Origin of the sequence: Pseudomonas maioricensis, from assembly GCF_022790535.1 — a bacterium.
Lineage (GTDB): Bacteria > Pseudomonadota > Gammaproteobacteria > Pseudomonadales > Pseudomonadaceae > Aquipseudomonas > Aquipseudomonas maioricensis.
Map to the genome: position 1 here is coordinate 357,823 of NZ_LOHG01000002.1, position 24,191 is coordinate 382,013.

At 57.4% G+C, this 24,191-nt stretch carries 22 protein-coding genes; 7 read left to right on the forward strand and 15 right to left on the reverse strand.

Features of this window, described 5'->3' with window-relative positions:
* Window positions 1–8: 8 nt before the first annotated feature.
* Both AUC61_RS04270 and AUC61_RS04275 read right to left on the reverse strand, forming a co-directional pair.
* Entirely contained in the window at window positions 9–602 is a 594-nt protein-coding gene (locus AUC61_RS04270) for a hypothetical protein (RefSeq protein ID WP_243244601.1), read from the reverse strand.
* Window positions 568–1,323 (reverse strand): SURF1 family protein, encoded by a 756-nt coding sequence (locus AUC61_RS04275; protein ID WP_243244787.1) that lies wholly within the window; start codon window positions 1,321–1,323, stop codon window positions 568–570. Before AUC61_RS04275 ends, AUC61_RS04270 begins: the two co-directional genes overlap by 35 nt.
* 69 nt (window positions 1,324–1,392) lie before the next feature.
* Between AUC61_RS04275 and AUC61_RS04280 the strand changes: the two genes are divergently transcribed.
* Complete coding sequence (locus AUC61_RS04280; protein ID WP_243244602.1) at window positions 1,393–1,581, forward strand: twin transmembrane helix small protein; 189 nt, start codon at window positions 1,393–1,395, stop codon at window positions 1,579–1,581.
* Between the two features lie 170 nt (window positions 1,582–1,751).
* Here AUC61_RS04280 and AUC61_RS04285 read toward each other — a convergent pair whose 3' ends face one another.
* The 4 genes from AUC61_RS04285 to coxB form a co-directional block, all read right to left on the reverse strand.
* Window positions 1,752–2,639, reverse strand: a complete 888-nt coding sequence (locus tag AUC61_RS04285; RefSeq protein WP_243244603.1) for a cytochrome c oxidase subunit 3 — start codon at window positions 2,637–2,639, stop codon at window positions 1,752–1,754.
* A 13-nt stretch (window positions 2,640–2,652) separates the two neighbouring features.
* Window positions 2,653–3,201: a cytochrome c oxidase assembly protein gene (locus tag AUC61_RS04290; protein WP_243244605.1), complete on the reverse strand. Its 549-nt coding sequence runs from the start codon at window positions 3,199–3,201 to the stop codon at window positions 2,653–2,655.
* 144 nt (window positions 3,202–3,345) lie between these two features.
* A complete protein-coding gene (ctaD, locus tag AUC61_RS04295) occupies window positions 3,346–4,938 on the reverse strand; it encodes a cytochrome c oxidase subunit I (RefSeq protein ID WP_243244606.1) in 1,593 nt (530 codons plus the stop codon).
* 139 nt (window positions 4,939–5,077) lie between these two features.
* Window positions 5,078–6,202, reverse strand: coding sequence for a cytochrome c oxidase subunit II (coxB, locus tag AUC61_RS04300; RefSeq protein ID WP_243244607.1), 1,125 nt, complete (start codon window positions 6,200–6,202; stop codon window positions 5,078–5,080).
* A 352-nt stretch (window positions 6,203–6,554) separates the two neighbouring features.
* On the opposite strand from coxB, the gene AUC61_RS04305 reads away from it, so the two are divergent.
* Entirely contained in the window at window positions 6,555–7,199 is a 645-nt protein-coding gene (locus AUC61_RS04305; RefSeq protein ID WP_122667250.1) for a hypothetical protein, read from the forward strand.
* A gap of 135 nt (window positions 7,200–7,334) precedes the next feature.
* On the opposite strand, the gene AUC61_RS04310 is transcribed toward AUC61_RS04305, so the two are convergent.
* The 4 genes from AUC61_RS04310 to AUC61_RS04325 all read right to left on the reverse strand — a co-directional run bounded on the left by AUC61_RS04310 (window position 7,335) and on the right by AUC61_RS04325 (window position 11,811).
* The gene (locus AUC61_RS04310) at window positions 7,335–8,873 is read right to left on the reverse strand and encodes a SulP family inorganic anion transporter (RefSeq protein WP_243244609.1); all 1,539 of its coding nucleotides are present in this window, start codon (window positions 8,871–8,873) and stop codon (window positions 7,335–7,337) included.
* Window positions 8,874–8,965: 92 nt separating this feature from the next.
* On the reverse strand, window positions 8,966–9,697 hold the full coding sequence (locus tag AUC61_RS04315; RefSeq protein WP_122667248.1) for a carbonic anhydrase: 732 nt from the start codon (window positions 9,695–9,697) through the stop codon (window positions 8,966–8,968).
* Between the two features lie 216 nt (window positions 9,698–9,913).
* A complete protein-coding gene (locus AUC61_RS04320) occupies window positions 9,914–11,113 on the reverse strand; it encodes an amino acid aminotransferase (RefSeq protein WP_243244610.1) in 1,200 nt (399 codons plus the stop codon).
* 233 nt (window positions 11,114–11,346) lie between these two features.
* A complete protein-coding gene (locus tag AUC61_RS04325; protein WP_243244611.1) occupies window positions 11,347–11,811 on the reverse strand; it encodes an Lrp/AsnC family transcriptional regulator in 465 nt (154 codons plus the stop codon).
* Between the two features lie 215 nt (window positions 11,812–12,026).
* Between AUC61_RS04325 and AUC61_RS04330 the strand changes: the two genes are divergently transcribed.
* Window positions 12,027–13,400, forward strand: coding sequence for an amino acid permease (locus tag AUC61_RS04330; protein WP_243244612.1), 1,374 nt, complete (start codon window positions 12,027–12,029; stop codon window positions 13,398–13,400).
* A 106-nt stretch (window positions 13,401–13,506) separates the two neighbouring features.
* On the opposite strand, the gene AUC61_RS04335 is transcribed toward AUC61_RS04330, so the two are convergent.
* The 3 genes from AUC61_RS04335 to prlC form a co-directional block, all read right to left on the reverse strand.
* Window positions 13,507–14,565: a PA0069 family radical SAM protein gene (locus AUC61_RS04335; protein ID WP_243244613.1), complete on the reverse strand. Its 1,059-nt coding sequence runs from the start codon at window positions 14,563–14,565 to the stop codon at window positions 13,507–13,509.
* Between the two features lie 357 nt (window positions 14,566–14,922).
* The gene (locus AUC61_RS04340; protein ID WP_243244614.1) at window positions 14,923–15,210 is read right to left on the reverse strand and encodes a YheV family putative zinc ribbon protein; all 288 of its coding nucleotides are present in this window, start codon (window positions 15,208–15,210) and stop codon (window positions 14,923–14,925) included.
* Entirely contained in the window at window positions 15,207–17,258 is a 2,052-nt protein-coding gene (gene prlC / locus AUC61_RS04345; RefSeq protein WP_243244615.1) for an oligopeptidase A, read from the reverse strand. The genes AUC61_RS04340 and prlC overlap by 4 nt, the downstream gene beginning before the upstream one ends.
* 90 nt (window positions 17,259–17,348) lie before the next feature.
* On the opposite strand from prlC, the gene AUC61_RS04350 reads away from it, so the two are divergent.
* The 3 genes from AUC61_RS04350 (at window position 17,349) to AUC61_RS04360 (ending at window position 20,806) form a co-directional block, all read left to right on the forward strand.
* Window positions 17,349–17,897, forward strand: a complete 549-nt coding sequence (locus AUC61_RS04350; protein WP_243244616.1) for a gamma carbonic anhydrase family protein — start codon at window positions 17,349–17,351, stop codon at window positions 17,895–17,897.
* 181 nt (window positions 17,898–18,078) lie between these two features.
* Window positions 18,079–18,729 carry an HAD family hydrolase gene (locus tag AUC61_RS04355; protein ID WP_243244617.1) on the forward strand — a complete coding sequence of 217 codons (651 nt, stop codon included), beginning with the start codon at window positions 18,079–18,081 and terminating at the stop codon, window positions 18,727–18,729.
* Between the two features lie 133 nt (window positions 18,730–18,862).
* Window positions 18,863–20,806: an acetyl-CoA hydrolase/transferase C-terminal domain-containing protein gene (locus tag AUC61_RS04360; protein WP_243244619.1), complete on the forward strand. Its 1,944-nt coding sequence runs from the start codon at window positions 18,863–18,865 to the stop codon at window positions 20,804–20,806.
* 161 nt (window positions 20,807–20,967) lie between these two features.
* On the opposite strand, the gene AUC61_RS04365 is transcribed toward AUC61_RS04360, so the two are convergent.
* Window positions 20,968–21,852 (reverse strand): MBL fold metallo-hydrolase, encoded by an 885-nt coding sequence (locus AUC61_RS04365; RefSeq protein ID WP_243244620.1) that lies wholly within the window; start codon window positions 21,850–21,852, stop codon window positions 20,968–20,970.
* 149 nt (window positions 21,853–22,001) lie between these two features.
* Window positions 22,002–23,591 (reverse strand): ABC transporter substrate-binding protein, encoded by a 1,590-nt coding sequence (locus AUC61_RS04370; protein WP_243244621.1) that lies wholly within the window; start codon window positions 23,589–23,591, stop codon window positions 22,002–22,004.
* A gap of 363 nt (window positions 23,592–23,954) precedes the next feature.
* Here AUC61_RS04370 and rpmB point away from each other — a divergent pair, with 363 nt between their 5' ends.
* Window positions 23,955–24,188: a 50S ribosomal protein L28 gene (rpmB, locus tag AUC61_RS04375; RefSeq protein WP_007920377.1), complete on the forward strand. Its 234-nt coding sequence runs from the start codon at window positions 23,955–23,957 to the stop codon at window positions 24,186–24,188.
* Window positions 24,189–24,191 lie beyond the last annotated feature (3 nt).

Genomic DNA, 24,191 nt, shown 5'->3' on the forward strand with positions numbered 1-24,191 from the left:
GCGACCTCCTAGCCGATGTTCGATAGCTTCAGCAGTTGCCGCAGGTCCTTGAGCAAATCCTTACCGTTAACATCAGCGCCGTAGCGCAACACGAGATTGCCATGAGGATCGACGATCCATAATTGAGGCACTTCAATGCCGGGCGCAGCCTTTTGATACTGCGCAAGCTCCAGCGGATAGCGCTGCAGCTGTGGATATTCCCGGCTCAGTTTTGCGTCGTAATCAGCACTCAGCGGTTGTGCGCTGGCCAGCGCGTGACTGGCACGAGAGGCATCACGCCCCAGGCCGATCTGGATTTGCCGCGCCAGATACACCAGTTGCTGGCAATCGACGCCGCAGCTTGCTGGTGCGCTGACCAACAGCTGCCAACGCGACTCTTTGACCTGAATACCCAGATCAGCGCGACTTTGACCAGTGCCGATCAATTCGCCATGAAAGCTGCGATTGTCCGGCACCCAGAACTTGAACCGATACATGCTGGTGGCCAGGATCATGGGGCCGATGGCAACCAGCAGCACCAATAGCAACTGCAACCGCCCCCTGCGCCGGTTCGGCGGCGGCCGCTGTTCAGACGTGCCGACTGGATTGATGGTTATTCCCATGAGGGTCCTCCGGTCTTTTCTTGTTGTTTTTTGCCTGATGCCAACCGAGATACAGATAAAGCCCGACCAGCGCCGTCGCCATGGCGAACCACTGCACGGCGTAGCCCAGATGTTTTGCCGGACTCATCGCGACGACCGGCCAATCAACCCGGTAAGCACCCGGCCCTGACTCGATGCGCAGCTCCTGACGGAAACCCTCGCGCCCCAACTCCGCCCATAGCATGTCAGGCTGCACGGCCGTAATCAGGCGTGGCCAAGAGGCGCTGGCAGCGTCTGCGCGTAACTGGAAGGTGGCAGGCACCACGTAAACCCGGCTCAGCAAGCTGATCGTTTGCAGCGGGGTGGTGTAAAGCGGTGGCACGCGCCGGTCTGGCCACGGCAACCAGCCGCGATTCACCCAGACCCAGATACCACTGGCCTCATCCTGAAACGGCTGGATCAATTCCACACCGGCTTTCCCCTCGCGGATGCTGTTATCCAGCAGCAGGCTATGCTGCGGATCGAAATGCCCGCGCACCTGCACGCGACGATAAGCCAGGTCGGCGCTGTTCAATATCTGATCAACTGCAACAGGGGCCTCAGCCCTGCGCTCGGCATGAGTGGCAAGCATGACGCGCTTTTCTTCACCTCGACCAAGCTGCCAGAAACCGAGAGTTACCAGCACCGGTAGCAAGATCATGACCACCAACGTAGGCAACACACCGGGAGTGAAGTGCTTCATCACCTGCCCCGCCAGACGGATCGAGCCCCACCTATACTCCATTGCATCGCCGTTGCTCCTGGAGTTGTCATGCTCAAAATAGCGATTGTGCTCATGCTGTTCGCCACGGTGATCTGCCTGTTCAGTGGCCTGTTTTTTCTAGCCAGAGACGGCGGTCATTCAACCCGTCTGCTCAAAGCCCTGACCCTGCGCGAGAGCCTGGCGGTGGTGACTCTGGCGCTGATCGCGTGGGGGTTTTATAGCGGCCAGTTGGTTTGAAACGGCCCTGTTAGAGAGACCGCACTGTTACGCCGCAAAGACAGGACTTGTAGGAGCTGCCGAAGGCTGCGATCGCGGCGTGTCAGGATGAATGCTTCGCAGCCTGCGGCAGCTCCTACAGAGATGTATTCCAATTCAGTGGCTCCCACAGGTTTAATAAAACTCCAGATCTAAACCACGTAAACAAATACAAACAACCCGACCCACACCACGTCCACAAAATGCCAATACCAGCTAGCAGCTTCAAAACCGAATTGGTGCTGCACATCGAAGTGCCCACGCAGGATGCGCATCAGCATCACGAACAGGATGATCGTACCGATGGTCACGTGGGCGCCATGAAAGCCCGTGAGCATGAAAAAGGTCGCACCATAGATGCCGGAGCCCAGCGTCAGGCCCAGTTCCTTAAAGGCGTGAACGTATTCCTCAACCTGTAGCGTCAAGAAACTCAGACCCAGCAAAACCGTGATCGCCATCCATATCTTCAACGCGCCACGATGACCGCGTTTCAAGGCGTGGTGAGCAAGGGTGATGGTCACACTGGAGCTGACCAGCAGAATCGTGTTGATCAGCGGCAACTTCCACGGGTCGATGACGCCTTTGGGCGCGGGATAAAGTTTCGGGTCCGGCGTATCCAGCATAGGCCAGGTGTACTGGAAGTTCGGCCACAGCATATTCGCGATACCTTTCGAGCCTTCGCCGCCCAGCCAGGGCCCGGACCAGTAGCGGATGTAAAACAGCGCGCCGAAGAACGCGATGAAGAACATCACCTCAGAAAAGATGAACCAGCTCATGCCCCAGCGAAAAGAGCGATCCATTTGCGCGCTGTACAGCCCGGCGCGACTCTCTTTGATCACCGTGCCGAACCAGCCGAACAGCATGTACGCCACTAACAAACCGCCCACGATGAGGATCCATGGCCCATGGGAGTCCGGACGTGCGGCTTTAAGATCATTGAACCAGGTGCCAAGGCCGTACATCGTCACCAACAGCCCGACGGTGGCGATAATCGGCCATTTGCTTTGTGCCGGAACGTAGTACTGCTCGTGAGTGGCCATCAGGCTCTCCTCGCTAACCCCCGCTTTTCGCAGCGGGCGGTTTGCTGGCGGTAACGTTGAACAGGGTGTAACCCAGCGTCAGGTGTTTCACGTCCTTGGGCAGGTCGCGGTCGACAATGAAACGCACCGGCATTTCGATGCGCTCGCCCGGCTGCAGCACTTGCTGGGTGAAGCAGAAGCATTCGGTCTTATGGAAGTACACCGCCGCTGAACCCGGTGAAATGCTCGGCACCGCCTGAGCAGTCATGGGCCGGTCCGTCGGGTTCTGGGCAACAAACAACATCTCGTTGACGGCACCGGGATGCACTTCCAGTTGATCAGCCTTGGGATAGAAACCCCAGACCATGTCCACAGCATTGGTCGACAGAAACTGCACACGCACCTGCCGGCTCTCATCCACCATTTGCGACCCCTGGTAGGCATCACCCGTCTTGCCATTGATACCGAAGGCTTTGCACATCACGTCGTAAAGCGGCACCAGTGCAAAGCCGAAGGCGAACATCACAACGACGACCAGCAGGAGACGAGTTATCAGCTTTTTCTGAGAGCGAGCTTCATTCATGCCAACGCACCCTCGACTTGGAATGCGGCCCTGTGGGAGCCGGGCTTGCCCGCGATGCAGATGCCACATTTCGCAGGCTCACCGCGTTATCGTTTATCGCGGGCAAGCCCGGCTCCCACAGGGTCAGCATCAAGGCACGCATCTTCATTTCACCTCCGGCGGCGTGGTGAAGGTGTGGTAGGGCGCAGGCGAGGGGATGCTCCACTCCAGGCCTTCGGCGCCGTCCCAGGGTTTTGCCGGTGCCGGTGCACCGCCGCGAATAGTCTTGATCACGATGAACAGGAAGAAGATCTGCGTCGCGCCAAAGGTAAATGCACCTATCGATGACACCATATTGAAGTCGGCAAATTGCAGGTTGTAGTCCGGCACACGTCGCGGCATGCCCGCCAGGCCAACGAAGTGCATAGGGAAGAACGCCATATTCATGCCAACAAAGGATAGCCAGAAATGTAGCTTGCCCAGAGTTTCGTCGTACATGTGCCCCGTCCACTTGGGCAGCCAGTAGTAAGCCGAGGCGAAAATGCCAAAGATCGCACCGGGCACCAACACGTAATGGAAATGCGCGACCACGAAATAAGTGTCCTGATACTGAAAGTCGGCGGGAGCGATGGCCAGCATCAATCCGGAAAAACCACCAATGCTGAACAGAATCACAAACGCCACAGCAAATAGCATCGGTGTTTCGAACGTCAGCGAGCCTTGCCACATGGTGCTGACCCAATTGAACACCTTCACACCGGTCGGCACTGCGATGAGCATAGTCGCGTACATGAAGAACAACTCGCCCACCAATGGGATGCCCACGACAAACATGTGGTGCGCCCAAACCATGAACGACAGGAAGGCGATGCTCGCCGTTGCGTAGACCATTGAGGTGTAGCCAAACAGCGGCTTGCGGGAAAAAGCCGGAATGATTGAACTGACCGCGCCGAACGCCGGAAGGATCATGATGTAGACCTCCGGGTGGCCGAAGAACCAGAACACATGCTGGAACAGCACCGGATCGCCGCCGCCCGCAGCATTGAAGAAGCTGGTACCAAAGTGGATGTCCATCAGCATCATCGTCACGCAACCTGCCAGCACCGGCATTACTGCTATCAGCAGGAACGCGGTGATCAGCCAGGTCCACACGAACAAGGGCATTTTCATCAGGGTCATGCCCGGCGCGCGTAGATTGAGGATAGTCGCGACCACGTTGATAGCCCCCATGATCGAGCTGATACCCATCATGTGGATGGCGAAGATAAAAAACGTGACGCTTTCGGGGGCGTAGGTCGTGGACAAAGGCGCGTAGAACGTCCAGCCGAAATTGGGACCGCCACCAGGGGTGAGCAGGGTTGAAATCAATAGGCCGAATGCGGCAGGCAGCAGCCAGAAACTGAAGTTGTTCATGCGCGGCAAGGCCATGTCCGGCGCGCCGATCATCAACGGGATCATCCAGTTGGCCAGCCCGACAAAAGCGGGCATCACCGCACCAAAGACCATAATCAGGCCGTGCATGGTGGTCATCTGATTAAAAAACGCCGGCTCGACGATTTGCAGGCCCGGCTGAAACAGCTCGGCACGGATCACCATCGCAAAGGAGCCGCCCAGCAGAAACATTGTGAAGCTGAACCACAGGTACAGCGTGCCGATGTCCTTGTGGTTAGTGGTGAGCAGCCAACGCATCAGGCCTTTGGCGGGACCGTGTGCAGCGCCATGATCCGCTACACCATGCTCGTCGATGACGGTGCTCATGGTTTATCTCCAGAGATGCTGACACATCTTCTCTGTAGGAGCGCACGAGCAACGCGAGGCCGCGATGGCGGTGTGTCAGGCAGATCGCTATCGCGGCCTCGCGTTACTCGTGCGCTCCTACAGCATTTGTGTTGATTGTTCATTTCTGCGCCTCTTTCAGCGCCAGCACATCCTTGGGCGTAACCATGTCGTTGGTGTTGTTGCCCCAGGCATGGCGCTCGTAGGTGATCACCGCCGCGATATCGACTTCCGATAGCTGCTTGCCGAACGCCGCCATTGCGGTCCCGGCTTTGCCTTTGAACACGATATTGAGGTGCGCTTCTTTGGGGCCGGTGGCGATTTTCGAGCCCTTGAGCGCCGGGAACAGCGGCGGCAGGCCTTGGCCTTCAGGCTGGTGACAGGCCACGCAGGTGGTGTGATAAACCTTGTCGCCCCGCGCAACCAGTTCTTCCAGGGTCCACTCCTTGCTGGTCAGCTCTTTGAGCCTGGCGCTCTCTTCTTTGCGGCCGGCCAGCCAGGTGTCGTAATCAGCCTTGCTCCGGGCTTCAACCACAATCGGCATGAAGCCATGGTCCTTGCCGCATAACTCCGTGCATTGCCCACGGTAAATTCCAGGCTTGTCGATGCGGGTCCAGGCCTCATTGACGAAGCCTGGAATAGCGTCACGCTTGACCGCAAAGGCTGGTACCCACCAGGAATGGATGACGTCAGCACCGGTCACCAGAAAACGGATTTTCTGCCCAACCGGGACTACCAGCGGCTGGTCCACCTCCAGCAGGTAGTGCTCGCCTTTCTCATCGCGGTTGTGAATCTGCTCGGTGGTAGTCGCCAGATTGCTGAAGAATTCGACGTCCTGGCCCAGATATTTGTAATGCCACTTCCACTGATAGCCAGTGATCTGGATATCCAGATCCGACTCAGTGTTGTCGTACATTTCGATGAGGGTTTTGGTCGCAGGAATAGCCATCACCACCAGAATCAGCAAAGGCACGAGGGTCCAGATGATTTCTACGGTGGTGTGTTCGTGAAAGTGCGCAGCCACCTGGCCGGTAGAGCGCCGGTGAACGATCATGGACCAGAACATCGCGCCGAACACCACGACGCCGATCACCACACAGATCCAGAAAATGATCATGTGCAGATCAAATACCGCATGACTGACCTGTGTTGCTCCAGGCGCCATATTCGTTGTCCAGGCACCGTGTGCCTGATCGAATACCGAACACAACAGGAGCAACATCCAGACGCGTGGATGTCGCCTCATTGCGAGCTTCCCCATTGTTCTTATTTCCGTAGGTCAAGACCTGCGGTTGGGGAGTGGGCTGCCACTTCAGTTACACCGAGCCGCACAAGCGACCATCAGCCAACTTCCGTCAGAACCGAGTATAGACAGGCACCGGATGCGTGCAACGCACTGGCAAAATCCGGAAAATGGTCTACACAGATGCGCAGCCTCGACAAATAAAGAGGCAACAATGGCGCAAATGGCGTTTTTAATAGCCAATGCACATATATGTGAATTTGTTATGACAAATACGTCTTAGCCTTTCGCTTAAGCAGGCTAACGTATGGTCTCCCCCTTTCCGTACCTGGTTTTTCCGCCTTCAGGAGCGTTCATGAACACCGCCGCTTTGCGCGAGCAGATCCAACGTGCCCACCAGCACGAGGCCGAGACTGGCCAATTATTGCGTCAACTCGAAACCCAGTTACCGCACCTGCACCCAGCCATCCATTTACCGGAAGTTGATGCACGCGGCGTGCTGACGCGCTTCGTCACCGCCTACATTGATCTGGTGCCGGATTTGCTGGACGCCGCCCATCAGGTCGCGGTTGAAGCCGGCATCGAAGGGCAGGTCAAACCTGTGTTGAAAATCGCCGAGCACTTCTTTACGACGCCTCCCGCGATCATGGACGGACATGAGGGGCTCGACAGCCTGTTGGATGAGGCTTATCTGGCGCATCGGCTGGTTGAGGAAGTGAATGACCTGTACATCAAGCATTTCGCCCGCCCGCTGATCCCTTCGAACACCGTGGTGGCCAGCGTCATTGCTCACCAGTTGATTGGTGAATCGTTCGCCAACCAGCTGGATGAAGCGGTGCACCATGCGGTCGATCAGTTGCTTGATGAAGAAAGCTTCGAGCTGGAGTCAGTGGAAGCCTATCGCGACCGCCTGAACAGCCCCGACACCGAAGCCGCCTGGAAGCGCTGGCCGTGCCTGTCACGGCAGTTGGGGCTTGGTCTGGATCTGGATCGGGGCTAAGAAAGACCCCATAAATCCTGTAGGAGCTCACGAGCAACGCCAGGCAGCGATAGCGTTCTGCCTGACACACCGCCATCGCGGCCTCGCTTTGCTCGTGCGCTCCTACAGGGTCGGGTTCAGTTGATGTTCACAACCTCAAGCCTGCGACGCCGCCGATCCAATCCCGGTGGTGGTCGTCAGCCGGCCTTCCAGCCTGCGTTTCAACCCACGAGACTCGATGCTTAGACGCGAGCCCTGAGCAGCGTTGGCGCGCCCCCATTCCTCCAGCAGCTCCAGGCAGGAATGGTCGATGTAACTCAGGTTGCTCAACGGCACATAAACCGTGCTGCCCGCCGGAATAGTCTCCAGCACTTTAGTCAGCGCCGGGACTTTCAAGAAGGTGGCCGAGCCGACCATGCGCAGCTCAAACTCGCCTTCAGCTTCCATCGGCACGAGGTTGATCTTCAATCGTGCAGCTTGCAGCGCCAGCTTGACCAGGGTCAGGCCGAAACCGACCAATACACCGGTGAGCAGATCCGTGAAGATGATCGCAGCAGCGGTTGCCGCGTAAGTGAACATCGGCATCCGGCCATAACGGCCCAGGCCACGAAACGCCTTGAGGTCGACCAGCTTGCAACCGGTGTATACCAACACACCCGCCAGACTCGCCACCGGAATGCTTTGCAGCACGCTGGACAGCAGCAACACGAACGCCAGCAACCACAAGCCGTGGAACATGGCGGACATGCGTGTTTTCGCGCCCGCCTGAACGTTGGCCGAACTGCGCACGATCACACCCGTCATTGGCAATGCGCCCACCAGACCGCACAGGACGTTACCCACACCTTGAGCGCTTAGCTCTTTATCGAAGTCTGAGCGTTGACCGTCATGCATACGGTCTACTGCAGCCGCCGACAGCAAGGTTTCGGCGCTGGCAATAAAGGCCACCGCGAAGGCTGCAATCAGAATCGCTGGATCAGCAAGGTTCATCAGATCTGCAGGGCGCAGCCAGTCAATGGCTTCAGCCAGGTTATCCGGCACTTCCACACGCTTGACCTGCATCGCCAAAGCGATACTGGCAAACGTCGCCAGGCCGACACCCAGCAGGGCGCCCGGAACGAAGCGCAGCGACTGAGGACGAAACTTGTCCCACACCCACATCACCAGAATCGTACCCAGACCAAGAGCACCGGCCTGCATGCCGCTGCCCGGGCCGATAGCCTGGATCAGGGTAGAAGGGAAGGCAACGAGGTTATCCAGGCCGGAAGGTTTGGGCCCGCCATCAAACATGACGTGCGCCTGAGAGAGCACGATCAGTACACCGATACCGGCGAGCATGCCGTAGACCACCGCTGGAGCCGTCACCCGGAACCAGCAACCGAGCTTGAAACGCCCGGCAAGAATTTGCAGCACACCGGCGAGCAAGAGGATTGGGCCGAGCATGGCCATACCGTGCTCACGCACCACCTCGAAGACTAATACCGCAAGACCTGCAGCCGGGCCGCTGACTTGCAGCGGTGAACCTGCCAACCAACCCACCACCAGGCCGCCGATGATGCCGGTGATCAGTCCTTTGGCCGGTGGCATACCGGAAGCGATAGCGATCCCCATGCACAGGGGCAATGCAACCAGAAACACTACTACGGAAGCGAGCAGCTCTCTGGGCAAAACGGATTTCAATTGACCTAGGCCCATGATGACTCTCCGGTATTCTTCAGACGTGACGACGCCTCACGGCGCGCCATGAGCGCACCGTCAGGTGTCTGAACGAGGTGAAAGTCGCGTTTTTAGTAGCGAGACTTCGGCGTGGCCTTCGGCGTCGGATGGTCGCCATCCAGAGCCAGGAAGCGGCCTTGTTCGGCGTCGTAGGCTTTAATGCCACAGGTTTCGATGTCGTACACCCAGCCGTGGATGAACAACTCACCGCTAGCCATTTTCGACGCTACCGATGGGTGGGTACGCAAGTGTTGCAGCTGCGCGATGACGTTCTCTTCGGTGAGCACGTGCATCGTTTCTTTTTCGCCGGTGCAATGGCAGTTGTCTTCAACCACAGTGCGGGCCACTTCGGCATGGCGCAGCCAGGCTTTGACCGTCGGCATTTTTTCCAGCGTATGCGGGTTGAGAACAGCGCGCATGGCACCGCAATCGGAATGGCCGCAAACGATGATGTGATGAACGCCCAATGCCATGACGGCATATTCGATTGCGGTGGAGACACCGCCGTTCATAGGGCCATATGGAGGGACCACGTTACCGACGTTACGCGTCACGAACAGGTCGCCAGGCGAGCTGTTGGTGATGAGCTCCGGCACAATCCGGGAGTCGGCACAGGTAATGAACATGGCACGCGGCTGCTGGGCCGTTGCGAGTTTCTTGAACAGTTCTTCCTGTTCGGGGAAGACTTCGCTGCGAAAACGTTTGAAGCCTTCAACAATGTGAGCCAGCGCTACGTCGGAAGTTTCGGCCTCAGGCTTAACGTCTACCGACGTAGCTGAAACCTGCTTATCCATGTCACTCATGTCTAATCCTCTTTGACGGATTGATGTGGATTTATTTGCTGCAACCCTAACTACAGGCACCGCGTCCAAATCCATTTGCCCGCGCCCAACGGGGTGATGCAGATTTACAGGCTAACCGTCAAAACTTAACTGAAACTGAATGTAGCGCTCTGGATCAAGGGTTACAGCCCAACGGCACTAGTGGCGTTTGAATGGCCTGAAACCCTGATTTTGCCCTTATCCCTCGCAAACGCTACTGAAAGCCTCGACGACCTTCGGCAGATTTTGCTCGTTCAAGCCAGCCATGCAAACACGGCCACTGCTGATCAGATAAACGGCGTGTTCATTTCTCAGTCGGTCAACCTGTGCACTGCTGAAACCTGTGTAACTGAACATGCCACTTTGCGTGAGGATATAGCTGAAGTCACGTTGTGGCATTTTTTCCTTGAGAGCGGCCACCAGTTTTACCCGCATGTCGATGATGCGCACGCGCATCGCCTCGACTTCAGACAGCCATTGGTTGCGCAGCGTCACGTCGTTAAGCACGGCCGAAACCACTAGCGCACCATGTTTCGGCGGGCTGGAATAGTTACGGCGCACGGTAGCCTTGAGCTGGCCCAGGACTTTGTCGGCCATGGCCGCGTCAGGGCACACGATAGACAAGCCACCGACCCGCTCGCCATACAACGAGAAGATTTTCGAGAACGAGTTACTGACCAAAACCGTCAGCCCGGCATCAGCCATGGCCCGAATTGCATAAGCGTCTGCACTCATGCCAGCACCGAAGCCTTGATAGGCGGTGTCCAGGAAAGGAATCAGCTTGCGCGCGCCGATCAGTTCGATGAGCTGATCCCACTGCGCCGGGGTCAGGTCCGCGCCTGTCGGGTTGTGGCAGCACGGGTGCAGCAGCACAATGCTGTGCGCGGGCAACGCCTGCAGAGAGGCAAACATGCCATCGAAATTCACGCCGCCAGTAGCGGCATTGAAATACGGATAGGTATTGACCTTGAAGCCTGCGCCGCCGAACAACGCGTGGTGGTTCTCCCACGTCGGGTCACTGACCCATACTTGGGAATCCGGGTAGGCCGACTTGAGAAAGTCCGCACCGACTTTCAAGGCACCCGAGCCGCCGACCGTCTGGATCGTTGCGATACGCCCCGCCAGCAACGCCGGATGCTGATCGCCGAACAGCAATGCCTGGACGCCCTGGCGATAAGAAGCAAGGCCTTCCATAGGCAGGTAAACACACGGAGCCTGCTGGCCTTCAAGCAATTGGCGCTCAGCTTCTACAGCAGCGGCCAGACGCGGGATTCGCCCTTGCTCGTCGTAGTAGAGACCGATACTGAGATTGACTTTATCTGCGTTGGGATCTTTCTGATAAGCATCCATCAACGACAGAATCGGATCACCGGCATAGGACTCAACGTGGGCAAACATGACAGACAACTCCTGATGAAAAGGGCACGGGTATAACTCGGGTGCGACATAACGGGGTAAGCGAGCATCTGGCGAACGCTGCCAAATCTCACATAACAAGCGCGCATGCTACACAATTCACAATGATCACGCATATAAAGCTATAGCGCGCACAAATCGCGCAAAGACCGGACTAAAAACGCATCAACCGTGTACAAAGCCTTAATAATGAATCAATACAGTGCAACTCGCCCTCAGGCCGTGCCGATATTGTTTTCCTTCAAACGCTCCAGCACCACCGAAGTTTTAAGGTGCGAAATACAGTTGGTCGCAGAAATCCTCGCCATCAGTTGATTGAGACTGGCAAGGTCGGCCACGGCTGCCTTCAGGTTGTAATCCGCATCGCCGGTAGTCTTGTACGCATCGATGATTGCAGTCTCGCTGGCAATAAACCCCTGAAAGCCTTCCGAGTGTTCCGGACGATGGCTGATCAACTTGACCTCGACCATCGCCACGACCTCCAGATTCATGGCCTGTGGCGCCAGACGCGCATGGTAGCCGAGGATCAACTGCGCCTGCTCCAGACCGATCCGACGCCGCGAGCACTGCGATGCGGACAACCCGATCAGGTCACTGAGCTCTTGATTGGTCAGGCGCCCATTGGCCTGCAAGAGGGTCAGGATCTTCAAATCAAAATCGTCGATCTCGTTGACTTTCATGAGTGTGTAATCCGTCGGAATTCAAAGGCTTCGGACGCAAAGCCTAACAGTTTATGCTTGACGCTTGGCCAATGCCGGGTAGCCTGCGTCATCCTTTTGCAGCACATGAAAAATCCGACTGCTGACGTGTGGCATCTGTTTTGCAAAATGCTCCCCACAACCAGCGATTGGCGGCATATCTCCAGTCGGTATCCTTACCTGGGTCAGGACCTTTTATGAACCAACAAAAATCTGCCGCTCACCTGCATCGCGGGCTCAAGAATCGGCACATCCAGCTGATCGCTCTCGGCGGCGCTATCGGCACCGGTCTGTTCCTGGGCATTGCGCACACCATCAATATGGCCGGCCCTTCGGTGATCCTCGGTTACGCCATCGCTGGCATGATCGCGTTTTTCATCATGCGCCAGCTGGGTGAAATGGTTGTAGAAGAGCCTGTCGCAGGTACCTTCAGCCACTTTGCCAATCGTTACTGGGGTCGTTTTGCGGGTTTCATGTCCGGCTGGAACTACTGGGTACTTTACGTTCTGGTGGGCATGGCGGAACTGACCGCCGTGGGTCAGTACGTGCAGTATTGGTGGCCCGAGACGCCAACCTGGGTCTCTGCCGCAATCTTCTTTGTGGCCATTAACCTGATCAACCTGACCAGTGTGAAGGTCTTCGGCGAGATGGAGTTCTGGTTCTCCATGATCAAGATCGTCGCGATTATCAGCATGATCGTGTTTGGTGCCTGGCTGCTGGCCAGCGGCACGGGCGGACCTGATGCAAGCGTCGCCAACCTGTGGCAATACGGCGGTTTCTTCCCGAACGGTATCAGCGGACTGGTAATGGCGATGGCCTTCATCATGTTTTCGTTCGGAGGCCTGGAGCTGGTCGGCATTACGGCTGCAGAGGCCGAAAATCCTAAAACCAGCATTCCCAAGGCAACTAATCAGGTGATCTACCGCATCCTGATTTTCTATGTGGGCGCGCTGGCCATCCTGCTCTCTCTGTACCCTTGGCAGAAAGTCGTGACCGGCGGCAGCCCGTTCGTGCTGATTTTTCACGCGCTGGACAGCAATTTGGTCGCCACCCTCCTGAATGTGGTGGTGCTGACGGCTGCACTGTCGGTCTATAACAGCTGCGTTTACAGCAATAGCCGCATGCTGTTCGGTCTGGCCATGCAGGGCAATGCCCCCAAGGCCCTGCTCAAAGTGAACCGTCGCGGCGTTCCATTGCTGGCGTTGGGCGTATCGGCTACTGCTACCGGTCTGTGCGTGCTGATCAACTATGTGATGCCCGGCAAAGCCTTCGAGTTACTGATGGCGCTGGTGGTGTCCGCACTGGTGCTGAACTGGGTGATCATCAGCATCACCCACCTGAAATTCCGCAAGGCCAAGCGCGAAGCCGGTGAAGTCACCGAATACCAAAGCTGGGGCTACCCGCTGACCAACTACGTGTGTCTGGTATTCCTGCTGGGTATTCTGGCGATCATGTACTTCACGCCGGGCATTTCGTTGTCGGTATTCCTGCTCCCGGCGTGGCTGGTTGTTCTGGGAGTGGCTTACCGGATCAAGATGCGTAAGGCCAAAGCATTGGCAGCAAGGATTTGAGCTGAAATCGCATAAGTCTTGAGTTGCAATGCAGCCCTTGTGGGAGCTGAGCTTGCTCTGCTCCCACAGGGGATGGCATTCCAATCCGCTATTGCGCCAACTCTCGCTACAACAACGACATCTGCCCACCCGGTGGGCAGAATGCCTCGCAATCCAGGTTGAAGCTTTCCCGCTTGTTAAGCCCGAGGCGCTTGATCGCCATCCGATAGCGCTGGGCCAACAGATCAGCAAACGGGCCTTCGCCGCGCATTCGCACACCAAATCGGATGTCATAAACCTCACCCCCACGCACCTGCCTGACCAGGCTCATCACATGCTCCGCACGTTGCGGGTAGTGCGCCTGTAGCCATTCTTCAAACAACGGCGCGACTTCCAGCGGCAGTCGCAACATCACGTAGCTGGCACTCAAGGCCCCGGCAGCCTTGGCTTCGCTGAGCATGGCTTCCAGTTCCATGTCGTTGATCATCGGGATGATCGGCGCACACAACACTCCCACCGGCACACCTGCATCGCGTAGCACCCGAATCGCTCGCAGCCTCGCTTTGGGCGCAGCGGCACGCGGTTCAAGTATGCGTTTGAGCTCGTCGTCCAGCGTGGTCAGGCTGATGAACACGGAGATCAGGTTCTGTTTCGCCAACTCGGCGAGCAGGTCCAGATCCCGCAGGATCAGCGCCCCCTTGGTAATGATTGTTACTGGATGGCGGTAGCGCAGCAGAACTTCGAGGACAGCCCGAGTGATTTTGTACTCACGCTCTATGGGCTGATACGGATCGGTGTTGGCCCCCAAAGTGATCGGCGCGCAGCGATAACCCGGTTTCGACAACTGCTGTTCGAGTACTGCAGCAGCGTTGGTTTTAGCGATCAGTCTGGTTTCGAAATCCAGGCCCGGCGACATGTCCCAATAGGCATGACTGGGCCGTGCATAGCAGTAAATACAGCCGTGTTCACAACCGCGATACGGGTTGATCGAGCGATCGAAGGGAATGTCAGGCGAGCTGTTGCGGGTGATGATGCTTTTGGCCGTCTCGCTGGTGACTTGCGTGCCTTGGGTCAACGGCACTTCCTGATACCACCCGTCGTCCTCAGCCAATGAACGGCTGGGGGCAAAGCGATTGTGCGGGTTGCTGGCCGTGCCCCGGCCGCGAGGCGGGAAAATCAGGGACATGGGAGGTTCTCCTATAGCTGTATGTGCATACAGTACAAGATATACCACTCATATCCCTAGCTTGCCCGATAGAAGGCGTAACACCGGTAGGAGCCGTCCCGTATCCCTGGCATCGCGCTGTCTCGCAGCAAACATAGAGTCCTGTAGGAGTGAGCTTGCTCGCGATAGCAGTCGACCTGTAGAGAAATAACCCTCTGGCCTGGCGCTATCGCGAGCAAGCTCACCCCTACAGAAAAAGCGTTTAAATTCAGTTGTTTATTTTATATTTGATAAGAGCGAACTTGTTCGCGAGACGATATTTCTGCATGCACAGGAACATCGCATCGCGAACAAGTTCGCTCCTACCGGTGAGTCACTTCAATCTAAATCAACCGGCTTTTTCAGCTTCGGATTCGGGAAGAACTGCACGCCCTGCACCTTAGGGTCTACGGCCTTGACCGCGATCTTGTTGACCCGCGTACCGAGCTCCTTAGGCACCGAATTACCCTGCTCATTGAGGGTATCGCTGTAGCCACAGCCTACGCACTCACGGTGGGGAACGTCGTTTTCGCTCCACATCATGAGTTTGTCGGGCTCGCTGCACGCCGGGCAGACAGCCCCGGCGATGAAGCGCTTCTTGGTAATGATTACCGGTGTTTCGGTCATGCTGCCGCATCCTCACTCAGGCCACTGTGGCGTAAGAGTGCGTCAATCGAAGGCGCACGTCCGCGGAAGTCGACGAACAACACCATCGGCGCCTGCGAACCACCGCGAGCCAGGATCGCCTCACGGAAGGCGCGACCGGTCTCGGCATTAAGCACGCCGTCCTCTTCGAATTTGGAGAACGCATCGGCAGACAAGACTTCAGCCCACTTGTAGCTGTAGTAACCGGCGGCATAACCGCCTGCGAAGATGTGAGCAAAGCCATTCGGGAAGCGGTTGTAAGCAGGCGGACGCATCACTGCCACTTCATCACGAATGTCATCCAGAACCTGCACTACGCTGCGGCCATCGCCGTGGGTAGCGTGCAACTCGAAGTCGAACAACGAGAACTCCAGTTGACGAACCATCATCAACCCGGACTGGAAATTCTTCGCGGCAAGCATTTTTTCCAGCAGGTCCTGGGGCAGTGCTTCACCGGTCTGGTAATGGCCGGAAATCAGCGCCAGCCCTTCCGGCTCCCAGCACCAGTTCTCCATGAACTGGCTCGGCAACTCCACAGCATCCCACGCCACACCGTTGATGCCAGATACACCCGCATGCTCAACGCGGGTCAACAAGTGATGCAGCCCGTGGCCGAACTCGTGAAACAGGGTGGTCACTTCATCGTGAGTCAGCAACGCAGGCTGGCCAGGGGAGGCCGGGGTGAAATTGCAGACCAGGTTGGCCACCGGGCTCTGCAGTTGACCTTCAGCCGTACGACGACGGTCGCGGGCGCCGTCCATCCACGCACCGCCACGCTTGTTGGCGCGGGCATAAAGATCGAAGAAGAAACGCCCGACGTGCTGACCGTTTTCCTTGATCTCGAACAGACGCACGTCCGGATGCCAGGTATCGAAGCCTTTCTGCTCGGCGATTTCGATGCCGTACAGACGCTGAACAATAGCAAACAGGCCGCCCAGCACCTTGTCGATCGGGAAGTAGGCACGCAACGCTTCCTGAGAAACGCTGTAGCGCTGCTCACGCAGTTTCTCGCCATAAAAGCCGCTGTCCCAGCTTTGCAGATCCGGGCAGCCCTGTTCGGCCGCGTAAGCCCTGAGCTGTTGCAGATCCTGCGCGGCAAACGGCTTGCTGCGCTTGGCCAGATCGCGCAGGAACGTCAGTACCTGATCGCTGGACTCAGCCATCTTGGTCGCCAGGCTCAGCTCGGAGAAGCTCGCAAACCCCAACAGTCTGGCCAGCTCCTGACGCAAATCGAGGATTTGCTCCATCACCGGGCCATTGTCGTTCTTGCCAGCATTCGGGCCTTGGTCAGACGCACGGGTGCAGTAAGCCGCATAGACCTCTTCACGCAGGGCGCGGTCTTCGGCGTAGGTCATTACCGCGTAGTAGCTCGGGAATTCCAGGGTGATCAGGAAACCGTCCAGATCCTTAGCCTTGGCGGCCGCCGCCATTTGTTGCTTGGCCGACTCGGTCAGACCCGCCAGAGAGGCTTCGTCGGTGACCAGTTTGGTCCAGGCCTGAGTGGCATCGAGCAACTGGTTGGAAAACTGGCTGCCCAGCTCCGACAGCTTGCTCTGCACCTCGGCATAACGTTTTTGCTGCTCGGGCGGCAAGTCGATACCCGACAGACGGAAGTCACGCAGCGATTGTTCAAGAATGGTTTTCTGCGCCACATCAAAACCAGCCGCTTCAGGGCTGTTGGCCAGCGCTTCAAACGCCTGAAACAGCTCGCGGTTCTGGCCCATTTCAGTGGAATAGGCGCTCAGCGCTGGCAGGCACGACTCGTAGGCTTCACGCAGTTCGGCGCTGTTGCACACGGCGTTCAAGTGGCTGACCGGGCTCCAGGCTGCGCCGAGGCGGTCATTGAGTTCGTCCATCGCCAATACAAGCCCGGCCCATGTAGGCTGCGAGCCTTGCTTGACGAGGATCTCGGCAATCGCTGCGCGGTTGTCGGCAAGAATCTGTTCAATGGCAGGTTTGACATGCTCGGCACGAATCGCCGAAAAAGGTGGCAGGTCGTAGGATTGCAGAAGCGGGTTGTTCGCGCTCACGGTTTTGCACCTTGGCTGGAAGAAACACCCACGCATCTTAATTACAATCGGCGCGGTCCGCAGCTATCAGCGCCAAAGAAGGAGACTATCGTGGCGATCCGCACGTTTCAGAACCACACGCCAGCACTTGGCGACCGGGCTTTTGTCGACCATTCGGCGGTTGTGCTCGGCGATGTCGAGATCGGTGCTGACAGCTCGGTCTGGCCGCTGACCGTGATTCGCGGTGACATGCACCGCATCCGCGTTGGCGCGCGTACCAGCGTGCAGGACGGCAGTGTGTTGCACATCACCCACGCAGGCCCTTTCAACCCTGATGGCTTCCCGTTGCTGATCGGTGACGAGGTGACCATAGGCCACAAAGTGATGCTGCACGGCTGTGTCGTCGGCAATCGCATCTTGATCGGCATGGGCAGCACCATCATGGACGGCGCGGTGGTTGAAGACGAAGTGATCATTGGCGCAGGCAGTCTGGTGCCGCCGGGCAAAGTATTGGAGAGTGGTTTTCTTTATGTTGGCCGCCCGGTGAAACAGGTTCGTGCATTGACCGAGAAAGAGATCGCCTTCTTTCCGTACAGCGCCGCAAATTATGTGAAGCTCAAGGACCTGCATCTGGCTGAGGGTTACGACAAGCCCTGTTAATTCGCTGCCAACACAGGACCTGTAGGAGTGAGCTTGCTCGCGATAGCGTTCTGCCATCCAATACATATATCGCCTGTGCGAACGCCATCGCGAGCAAGCTCACTCCTACAGACGCGCATTTCACACCAGAAAAGTTGGTTTTGATCAAAAGCGATGCCCGAAATAACCCATGGGAGTTTGCATGCACTACCAAAATATCCTGTTCGACCTGGACGGCACCCTGACTGACCCTCGCCAGGGGATAACCCGTTCGATTCAATTCGCGTTGAAGCAGCTGGATATCGACGAGCCGGACCTGGCCCAACTGGAACACTTCATCGGCCCGCCGCTGTTACAGCAATTCATGCATCAATACGGCTTTGACGAAGCCAAAGCCTGGGAAGCCGTAGGCTTTTATCGCCAACGCTTCAAGGTCACCGGGCTCTACGAGAACCTGGTGTTCGACGGTGTATTCGAGCTGCTGGATGCGCTGGTTGATCAAGGCCGAAATCTGTTCATCGCGACCTCCAAACCTTGGGTGTTCGCCCATGAGATCGCCCGCCACTTCGACTTTGCCCGGCATTTCAAAGTGATTTACGGCAGCGAACTGGACGGCACCCGCACCGACAAAGTCGAACTGATCGCCCACCTGCTCGCCGAAGAAAAACTCGATCCCAAACAGACCCTGATGATTGGTGACCGCAAGCACGACCTGATCGGCGGCCTGCGCAACGGGCTGGATGTTGCTGCGGTCGGGTATGGTTTTGGTAGCCATGAGGAATTGCAGGCTGAGTCGCCGACCTACCATTTCGCAACACTGGCGGAGTTGCATAAGGCGTTTTTGAAGGGTTGATCAATCTCACAGGGAATCGCGCTCCCACATTTCAGACCGCGTTTCCAGCTTCACCGATGCAGCAAAACCAATAGAACCCCGGTCCAACCTCCATCAATAACGGCTCAATCCAATAAAAGTCCCGGAGGACCCGATGCCGCAGTCCTGCTCCATTGATCAAGCGGTCGCTCATGTCATTGCCCGGCTACCGACACATATTCACATGGGTATCCCGCTGGGTCTGGGCAAGCCAAACCGGTTCGTCAACGCGCTGTATGAGCGGATCAGGCAGATGCCCGAGCGGCAACTGACGATCTATACTGCGCTGAGTCTGGGGCGCCCGCCCACTGGCGATGGTCTTCAAGGACGCTTTCTGGAACCGTTTCTGGATCGGGTGTTTGACGACTACCCTGAGCTGGAATTCCTGACCGACCTGCACCGTGACAGCCTGCCGAGCAATATCCGGGTTCAGCAGTTTTTCATGCAGCCAGGCAGCCTGCTCAACAGCGCACCCGCTCAGCACGATTACATCAGCAGTAATTACAGCCATGCCGCACGGGACATCAACGCCAGCGGCTTGAATCTGGTCGCGCAACTGGTTGCCCGGGATGAACAGCGCCCCGGCAAGCTGAGCCTGAGCTGCAACCCCGATGTCACCCTCGACTTGTTGCCCATGATCGCCAAGCGGCGGGCGGCCGGGGAAACCATTTTGATGCTGGGCCAGGTTCACGCGGATTTGCCCTACATGCCGGGCGATTCGGAGCTGGATGCCGAGGACTTCGACTTCCTGATCGATGAAGACGAGCGCAGCACGCTGTTTTCCACGCCGAACATGCCGGTGGGTTTTCAGGACCATTTCATTGGTTTGCACGCCAGCACTCTGGTGCGTGATGGCGGCACCTTGCAGATCGGCATCGGCTCCATGGGAGATGCTTTAACCGCAGCGCTGCTGGCTCGACAGGCCGACAACGATACCTATCGCGCACTGCTCGCAGAGTTGAACCTCAGCGACTGGCAAACCCTGATCGACCGCGAAGGCGGTGTGCAGCCCTTCGTCTCCGGGCTTTACGGGTGCAGCGAGATGTTCGTCAACGGCTTGCTGGTGCTGGCCGACGCCGGGATTATTCGGCGCAAGGTCTACCCCGATGCAACACGCCAGCGTGAGGCAAACGACGGCACCCTTGACGAATCCGCCTACACGGACGGCACTATGATTCATGGCGGGTTCTTTCTCGGTCCGCAGAGCTTTTATCAGCGTTTGCGAGAGTTTTCCCTGGAGCGTCTTGGCGACTTCAACATGACCGCCATCAGCTACATCAACGAGCTGTACGGCGATGAAGAACTCAAACGCCTGCAACGCCGCGATGCGAGGTTCATCAACAGCGCGTTCACAGTTACCCTGATGGGCGCTGCGGTGGCCGACCAACTGGAGGACGGCCGGGTGGTGAGCGGTGTAGGCGGCCAATACAACTTCGTGGCCCAGGCGCACGCTCTGGAAGACGCACGCTCGATCATGATTCTGCGCAGTTGGCGCGAGTCCGGCGGCGAAACCAGCTCCAATATCGTCTGGGAATATGGTCACACCACGATTCCGCGCCATCTGCGAGACATCGTGGTCACCGAATACGGCATCGCCGACCTGCGCGGCAAAACCGATTCGGCCGTGATCGAAGCGATGCTCAACATCAGTGACTCGCGTTTTCAGCCTGGCTTGATCGAGCAGGCGCAAAGAGCGGGCAAGCTGCCCAAGGACTTCAAACTGGACCCGCGCTTCGCTCACAACACCGCTGAGCGCTTGCAGGCCATCGCTGAGCAGTATTCGCAGCTGTTTCCCGAATACCCCCTGGGTTGCGACTTCAACAGCGAGGAGCGCGATCTGCTGCGGGCGCTGCACTGGCTTGAGAGCAAGTTCAAGCTCACCGAAATCATCGAGCTGGGCAAGGCAACGCTGGATGCACCGGACCCATCCGCTTTTCCGGTGCACCTGGAACGCATGCAACTGGACCAGCCACAGGGTTTGAAGGAAGAGCTGTATCAGCGGCTGCTGTTGGCGGGGTTGCAGAATACGGCTCGGGTTGATGCGGCGCCGAGCGCCTGACACATAGCTGTACCCGTAGGAGACTCAATGCTCGCCTGCAAATGCAATTTTCTGTGGGAGCGAGGCTTGCCCGCGATAAGAGCAACTCGGTCCATCTGTCGGATCGCAGTGCCTGCATCGCGGGCAGGCACCGCTCCAACAGGTTTCTACAAAGGTCGGGCTCACAGCGTATTCAGCGGAATCTTCAGATACCGCACGCCATTGTCTTCGGGCTCGGGAAGGTGGCCCGCACGCATGTTGATCTGCACGGATGGCAAGATCAGCACCGGCATTTCCAGCGTCGCATCCCTGGCTTCACGCATCAGTACAAATTCGCTTTCATCAATCCCTTGCCGGATGTGGATATTGTTGGCGCGCTGTTCGGCAACTGTTGTCATGTACTGCAACTCGCGGCCGTCGGGCTGGTAGTCGTGACACATGAACAGGCGTGTGGAGTCGGGCAGGGCGAGGATTTTCTGGATCGACTGATACAACGTGCGCGCATCCGCACCCGGGAAGTCGCAGCGCGCCGTGCCGTAATCCGGCATGAACAGCGTATCCCCGACAAAAGCCACACTTTCACCGCCAATCTCGAACACATAGGTCATGCATGCCGGAGTGTGCCCCGGCGTGTGCATGGCCCGCGCCTCAAGGGTGCCGACGTTAAAGGTCGCGCCGTCGTTCAATAACACGTCGAACTGGCTGCCATCCCGGGCAAACCCATCCGGTGCATTGAACAGCTCGCCGAACACGTTTTGCACCGCCGTGATGTGGCTGCCAATCGCGATTTTTGCGCCCAGCTTGTCTTTGAGATAAGCCGCTGCGGACACATGATCGGCGTGGACATGGGTTTCAAGGATCCACTGCACCGAAGCGCCCAGCTCACGCACTCGAGCGATCAACTGATCGGCGGACTGCGTGCTGGTGCGTCCCGATTTGGGATCGAAGTCCAGCACGCTGTCGATCAGCGCGCAGTGCCTGGTCTGTACATCCATGACCAGATAACTGAGCGTCGATGTATGGGTGTCGAACAGGCCTTCAATGTGAAGACGGTCGGCGATGATCATGGAGTCTCCGACAGTATGTGGGTTTGCTGTAGGAGCGCGCTTGCCCGCGAAAAGGCTGGACGCGATTCTGTATAGATCGCGGTGTTCTTATCACGGGCAAGCACCGCTCCCACATGGGGGCGTATTCCAATTCGAATCCTGTGTTGCTGCTACTTAACCTGCACCTTGAAGAAGTCCTGACGACCAAATGGGCTGACCTGATAACCGCTCACATCCTTGCGGGTCAGGGCGGCGGCGGTCGGGTGCGCCAGTGGCAACCAGAGTGCCTGCTGTTGAATCTGCTGCTGAGCCTGGTGATAGAGCTTGCTGCGCGCAGCCTGATCACTGGTGGCTTTGCCTTCACTGATCAGCTTGTCCAGCGTGGCATCGCAATAACGGGCAAAGTTGGTACCGGACTTCACGGCTGCGCAGGAGAACTGCGGCGTCAGGAAGTTATCCGGGTCACCGTTATCACCGGCCCAGCCCATGAACAACAGATCATGCTCGCCAGCCTTGGCACGGCGGATCAGTTCGCCCCATTCGATGACTTTGATTTCAGCGTTGATGCCAACTTTAGCCAGGTCCGCCTGCAGCAACTGCGCACCCAGGTTCGGATTGGGGTTGAGCAGGCTGCCGGTTGGGCGAGTCCAGATAGTGGTTTTAAAGCCGTCCTTCACGCCCGCCTTTGCCAGCAGCGCTTTGGCCTTGGTCACATCTTGCTTATACCCAGGCAAATCTTTCGCGTAGCTCCAGGTATTCGGCGGATAAGGGCCGTTGGCCGCTTCGGCGGTGCCTTCAAAAACGGCCTTGAGGTAGCTGTCCTTGTCGAACGCCAGATTGACCGCTTGCCGCACTTCAGCCTTGTCGAACGGCGGGTGCTGGCTGTTGATCGCCAAAAACGCGGTCATGAACGCTTCGGTTTTTTCGACTTTCAGGTTTGGATCTTTGGCCGCTTCCTGAATATCAAGCGGCTTGGGTGAAAGGGTGATCTGGCACTCATTGCGACGAATGCGCTGCAAGCGAACGTTGGCATCAGGGGTGATGGCGTAGATCAGCTTGTCGACGCCAGGCTTGCCCGCGAAGTAATCCGCGTTGGCTTCGTAGCGCACCACGGCATCTTTCTGGAAGCGTTCGAACACGAACGGCCCGGTGCCGATCGGCTGGCTGTTGAGCTTATCCGGGGTCCCGGCCTTGAGCAGCTGCGCGGTGTACTCAGCCGAGTAGATCGAGGCAAAGCCCATGCTGAGCGTCGCGAGGAACGTGGAGTCCGGATGATCCAGGGTAAAGCGCACAGTCAGCGGATCCGGTGCGTCGATCTTCTTGATCAGCGTAGGCAACTGCATCGATTGAGCGTGGGGAAAGCCGCTCTGAGCAACCTTGTGCCACGGGTTCTGCGGGTCAAGCATGCGCTGGAAGCTGAACACCACGTCATCCGCGTTCAACTCGCGGCTCGGAGTGAAATAGGCAGTGTGGTGAAACTTCACGCCTTTGCGCAGCTTGAAGTCGTAGGTCAGACCATCAGACGAAACGGTCCAGCTCTGCGCCAGGCTGGGCACCAGCTTGCCGCTCTGGGCGTCGAAATCCACCAAACGGTTCATCAGCACATCGGCGGAGGCATTGGTGGTGGTCAGCGAGTTGTACTGCACCACATCGAAACCTTCCGGGCTGGCTTCGGTACAGACGCTCAAGGCTGTCGCGGCGTGAGCCATTGCCGGGAACAGCAGAGGAGCTAGCAAAAACGGTATCGCAGCAAGACGCATGGCTATATTCCTGTCAGAAAGGGCCCCATCTGCTGGCGCAGTCTGGTGAGTGAGTTACCCTAGACCATGCATCAGCCTAGAACAATGGTTGCAAACCGACCGACGGTAGATTTGCCACCACCCCCGTAACCACCCGACCGCTAGGCTGAACACGTTGCGTGATGTTGGGGTAAAGTGCTTTGCCTGTTGTGACGGCAAACCCTTTCTGGTATAAAGCAGCGCTCTTTTCTAGGGGCCCGGTTCCTTCACTGTAGGTGTAGCCGGTAAGACCCTTAAAGAAACGCGGCGCCTGGCGCCAAATGACTGAGAGATTAAGCGGCCAACCCATGCCGGGTTGGGCATGTGGTTTTAGAGGGCTGAGGCATGTCGAGAGTCTGTCAAGTTACCGGTAAGGGTCCGGTGACTGGGAATAACATTTCCCACGCAAACAACAAAACCCGTCGTCGTTTCCTGCCAAACCTGCAGCATCACCGCTTCTGGGTTGAAGAAGAGAAACGTTTTGTTCGTCTGCGCGTATCTGCTAAAGGCATGCGTATCATCGACAAGCGTGGCATCACTGTAGTGCTCGCTGAACTCCGTCGCGACGGCAAAATTTAAGGG

What these genes read in the sequence shown, in the direction of transcription:
- AUC61_RS04270 (WP_243244601.1), bottom strand. Translation starts at nt 602, where the DNA reads ATGGGAATAACCATCAATCCAGTCGGCACGTCTGAACAGCGGCCGCCG.
- AUC61_RS04275 (WP_243244787.1), bottom strand. Translation starts at nt 1,323, where the DNA reads ATGAAGCACTTCACTCCCGGTGTGTTGCCTACGTTGGTGGTCATGATC.
- AUC61_RS04280 (WP_243244602.1), top strand. Translation starts at nt 1,393, where the DNA reads ATGCTCAAAATAGCGATTGTGCTCATGCTGTTCGCCACGGTGATCTGC.
- AUC61_RS04285 (WP_243244603.1), bottom strand. Translation starts at nt 2,639, where the DNA reads ATGGCCACTCACGAGCAGTACTACGTTCCGGCACAAAGCAAATGGCCG.
- AUC61_RS04290 (WP_243244605.1), bottom strand. Translation starts at nt 3,201, where the DNA reads ATGAATGAAGCTCGCTCTCAGAAAAAGCTGATAACTCGTCTCCTGCTG.
- ctaD (WP_243244606.1), bottom strand. Translation starts at nt 4,938, where the DNA reads ATGAGCACCGTCATCGACGAGCATGGTGTAGCGGATCATGGCGCTGCA.
- coxB (WP_243244607.1), bottom strand. Translation starts at nt 6,202, where the DNA reads ATGAGGCGACATCCACGCGTCTGGATGTTGCTCCTGTTGTGTTCGGTA.
- AUC61_RS04305 (WP_122667250.1), top strand. Translation starts at nt 6,555, where the DNA reads ATGAACACCGCCGCTTTGCGCGAGCAGATCCAACGTGCCCACCAGCAC.
- AUC61_RS04310 (WP_243244609.1), bottom strand. Translation starts at nt 8,873, where the DNA reads ATGGGCCTAGGTCAATTGAAATCCGTTTTGCCCAGAGAGCTGCTCGCT.
- AUC61_RS04315 (WP_122667248.1), bottom strand. Translation starts at nt 9,697, where the DNA reads ATGAGTGACATGGATAAGCAGGTTTCAGCTACGTCGGTAGACGTTAAG.
- AUC61_RS04320 (WP_243244610.1), bottom strand. Translation starts at nt 11,113, where the DNA reads ATGTTTGCCCACGTTGAGTCCTATGCCGGTGATCCGATTCTGTCGTTG.
- AUC61_RS04325 (WP_243244611.1), bottom strand. Translation starts at nt 11,811, where the DNA reads ATGAAAGTCAACGAGATCGACGATTTTGATTTGAAGATCCTGACCCTC.
- AUC61_RS04330 (WP_243244612.1), top strand. Translation starts at nt 12,027, where the DNA reads ATGAACCAACAAAAATCTGCCGCTCACCTGCATCGCGGGCTCAAGAAT.
- AUC61_RS04335 (WP_243244613.1), bottom strand. Translation starts at nt 14,565, where the DNA reads ATGTCCCTGATTTTCCCGCCTCGCGGCCGGGGCACGGCCAGCAACCCG.
- AUC61_RS04340 (WP_243244614.1), bottom strand. Translation starts at nt 15,210, where the DNA reads ATGACCGAAACACCGGTAATCATTACCAAGAAGCGCTTCATCGCCGGG.
- AUC61_RS04355 (WP_243244617.1), top strand. Translation starts at nt 18,079, where the DNA reads ATGCACTACCAAAATATCCTGTTCGACCTGGACGGCACCCTGACTGAC.
- AUC61_RS04360 (WP_243244619.1), top strand. Translation starts at nt 18,863, where the DNA reads ATGCCGCAGTCCTGCTCCATTGATCAAGCGGTCGCTCATGTCATTGCC.
- AUC61_RS04365 (WP_243244620.1), bottom strand. Translation starts at nt 21,852, where the DNA reads ATGATCATCGCCGACCGTCTTCACATTGAAGGCCTGTTCGACACCCAT.
- AUC61_RS04370 (WP_243244621.1), bottom strand. Translation starts at nt 23,591, where the DNA reads ATGCGTCTTGCTGCGATACCGTTTTTGCTAGCTCCTCTGCTGTTCCCG.
- rpmB (WP_007920377.1), top strand. Translation starts at nt 23,955, where the DNA reads ATGTCGAGAGTCTGTCAAGTTACCGGTAAGGGTCCGGTGACTGGGAAT.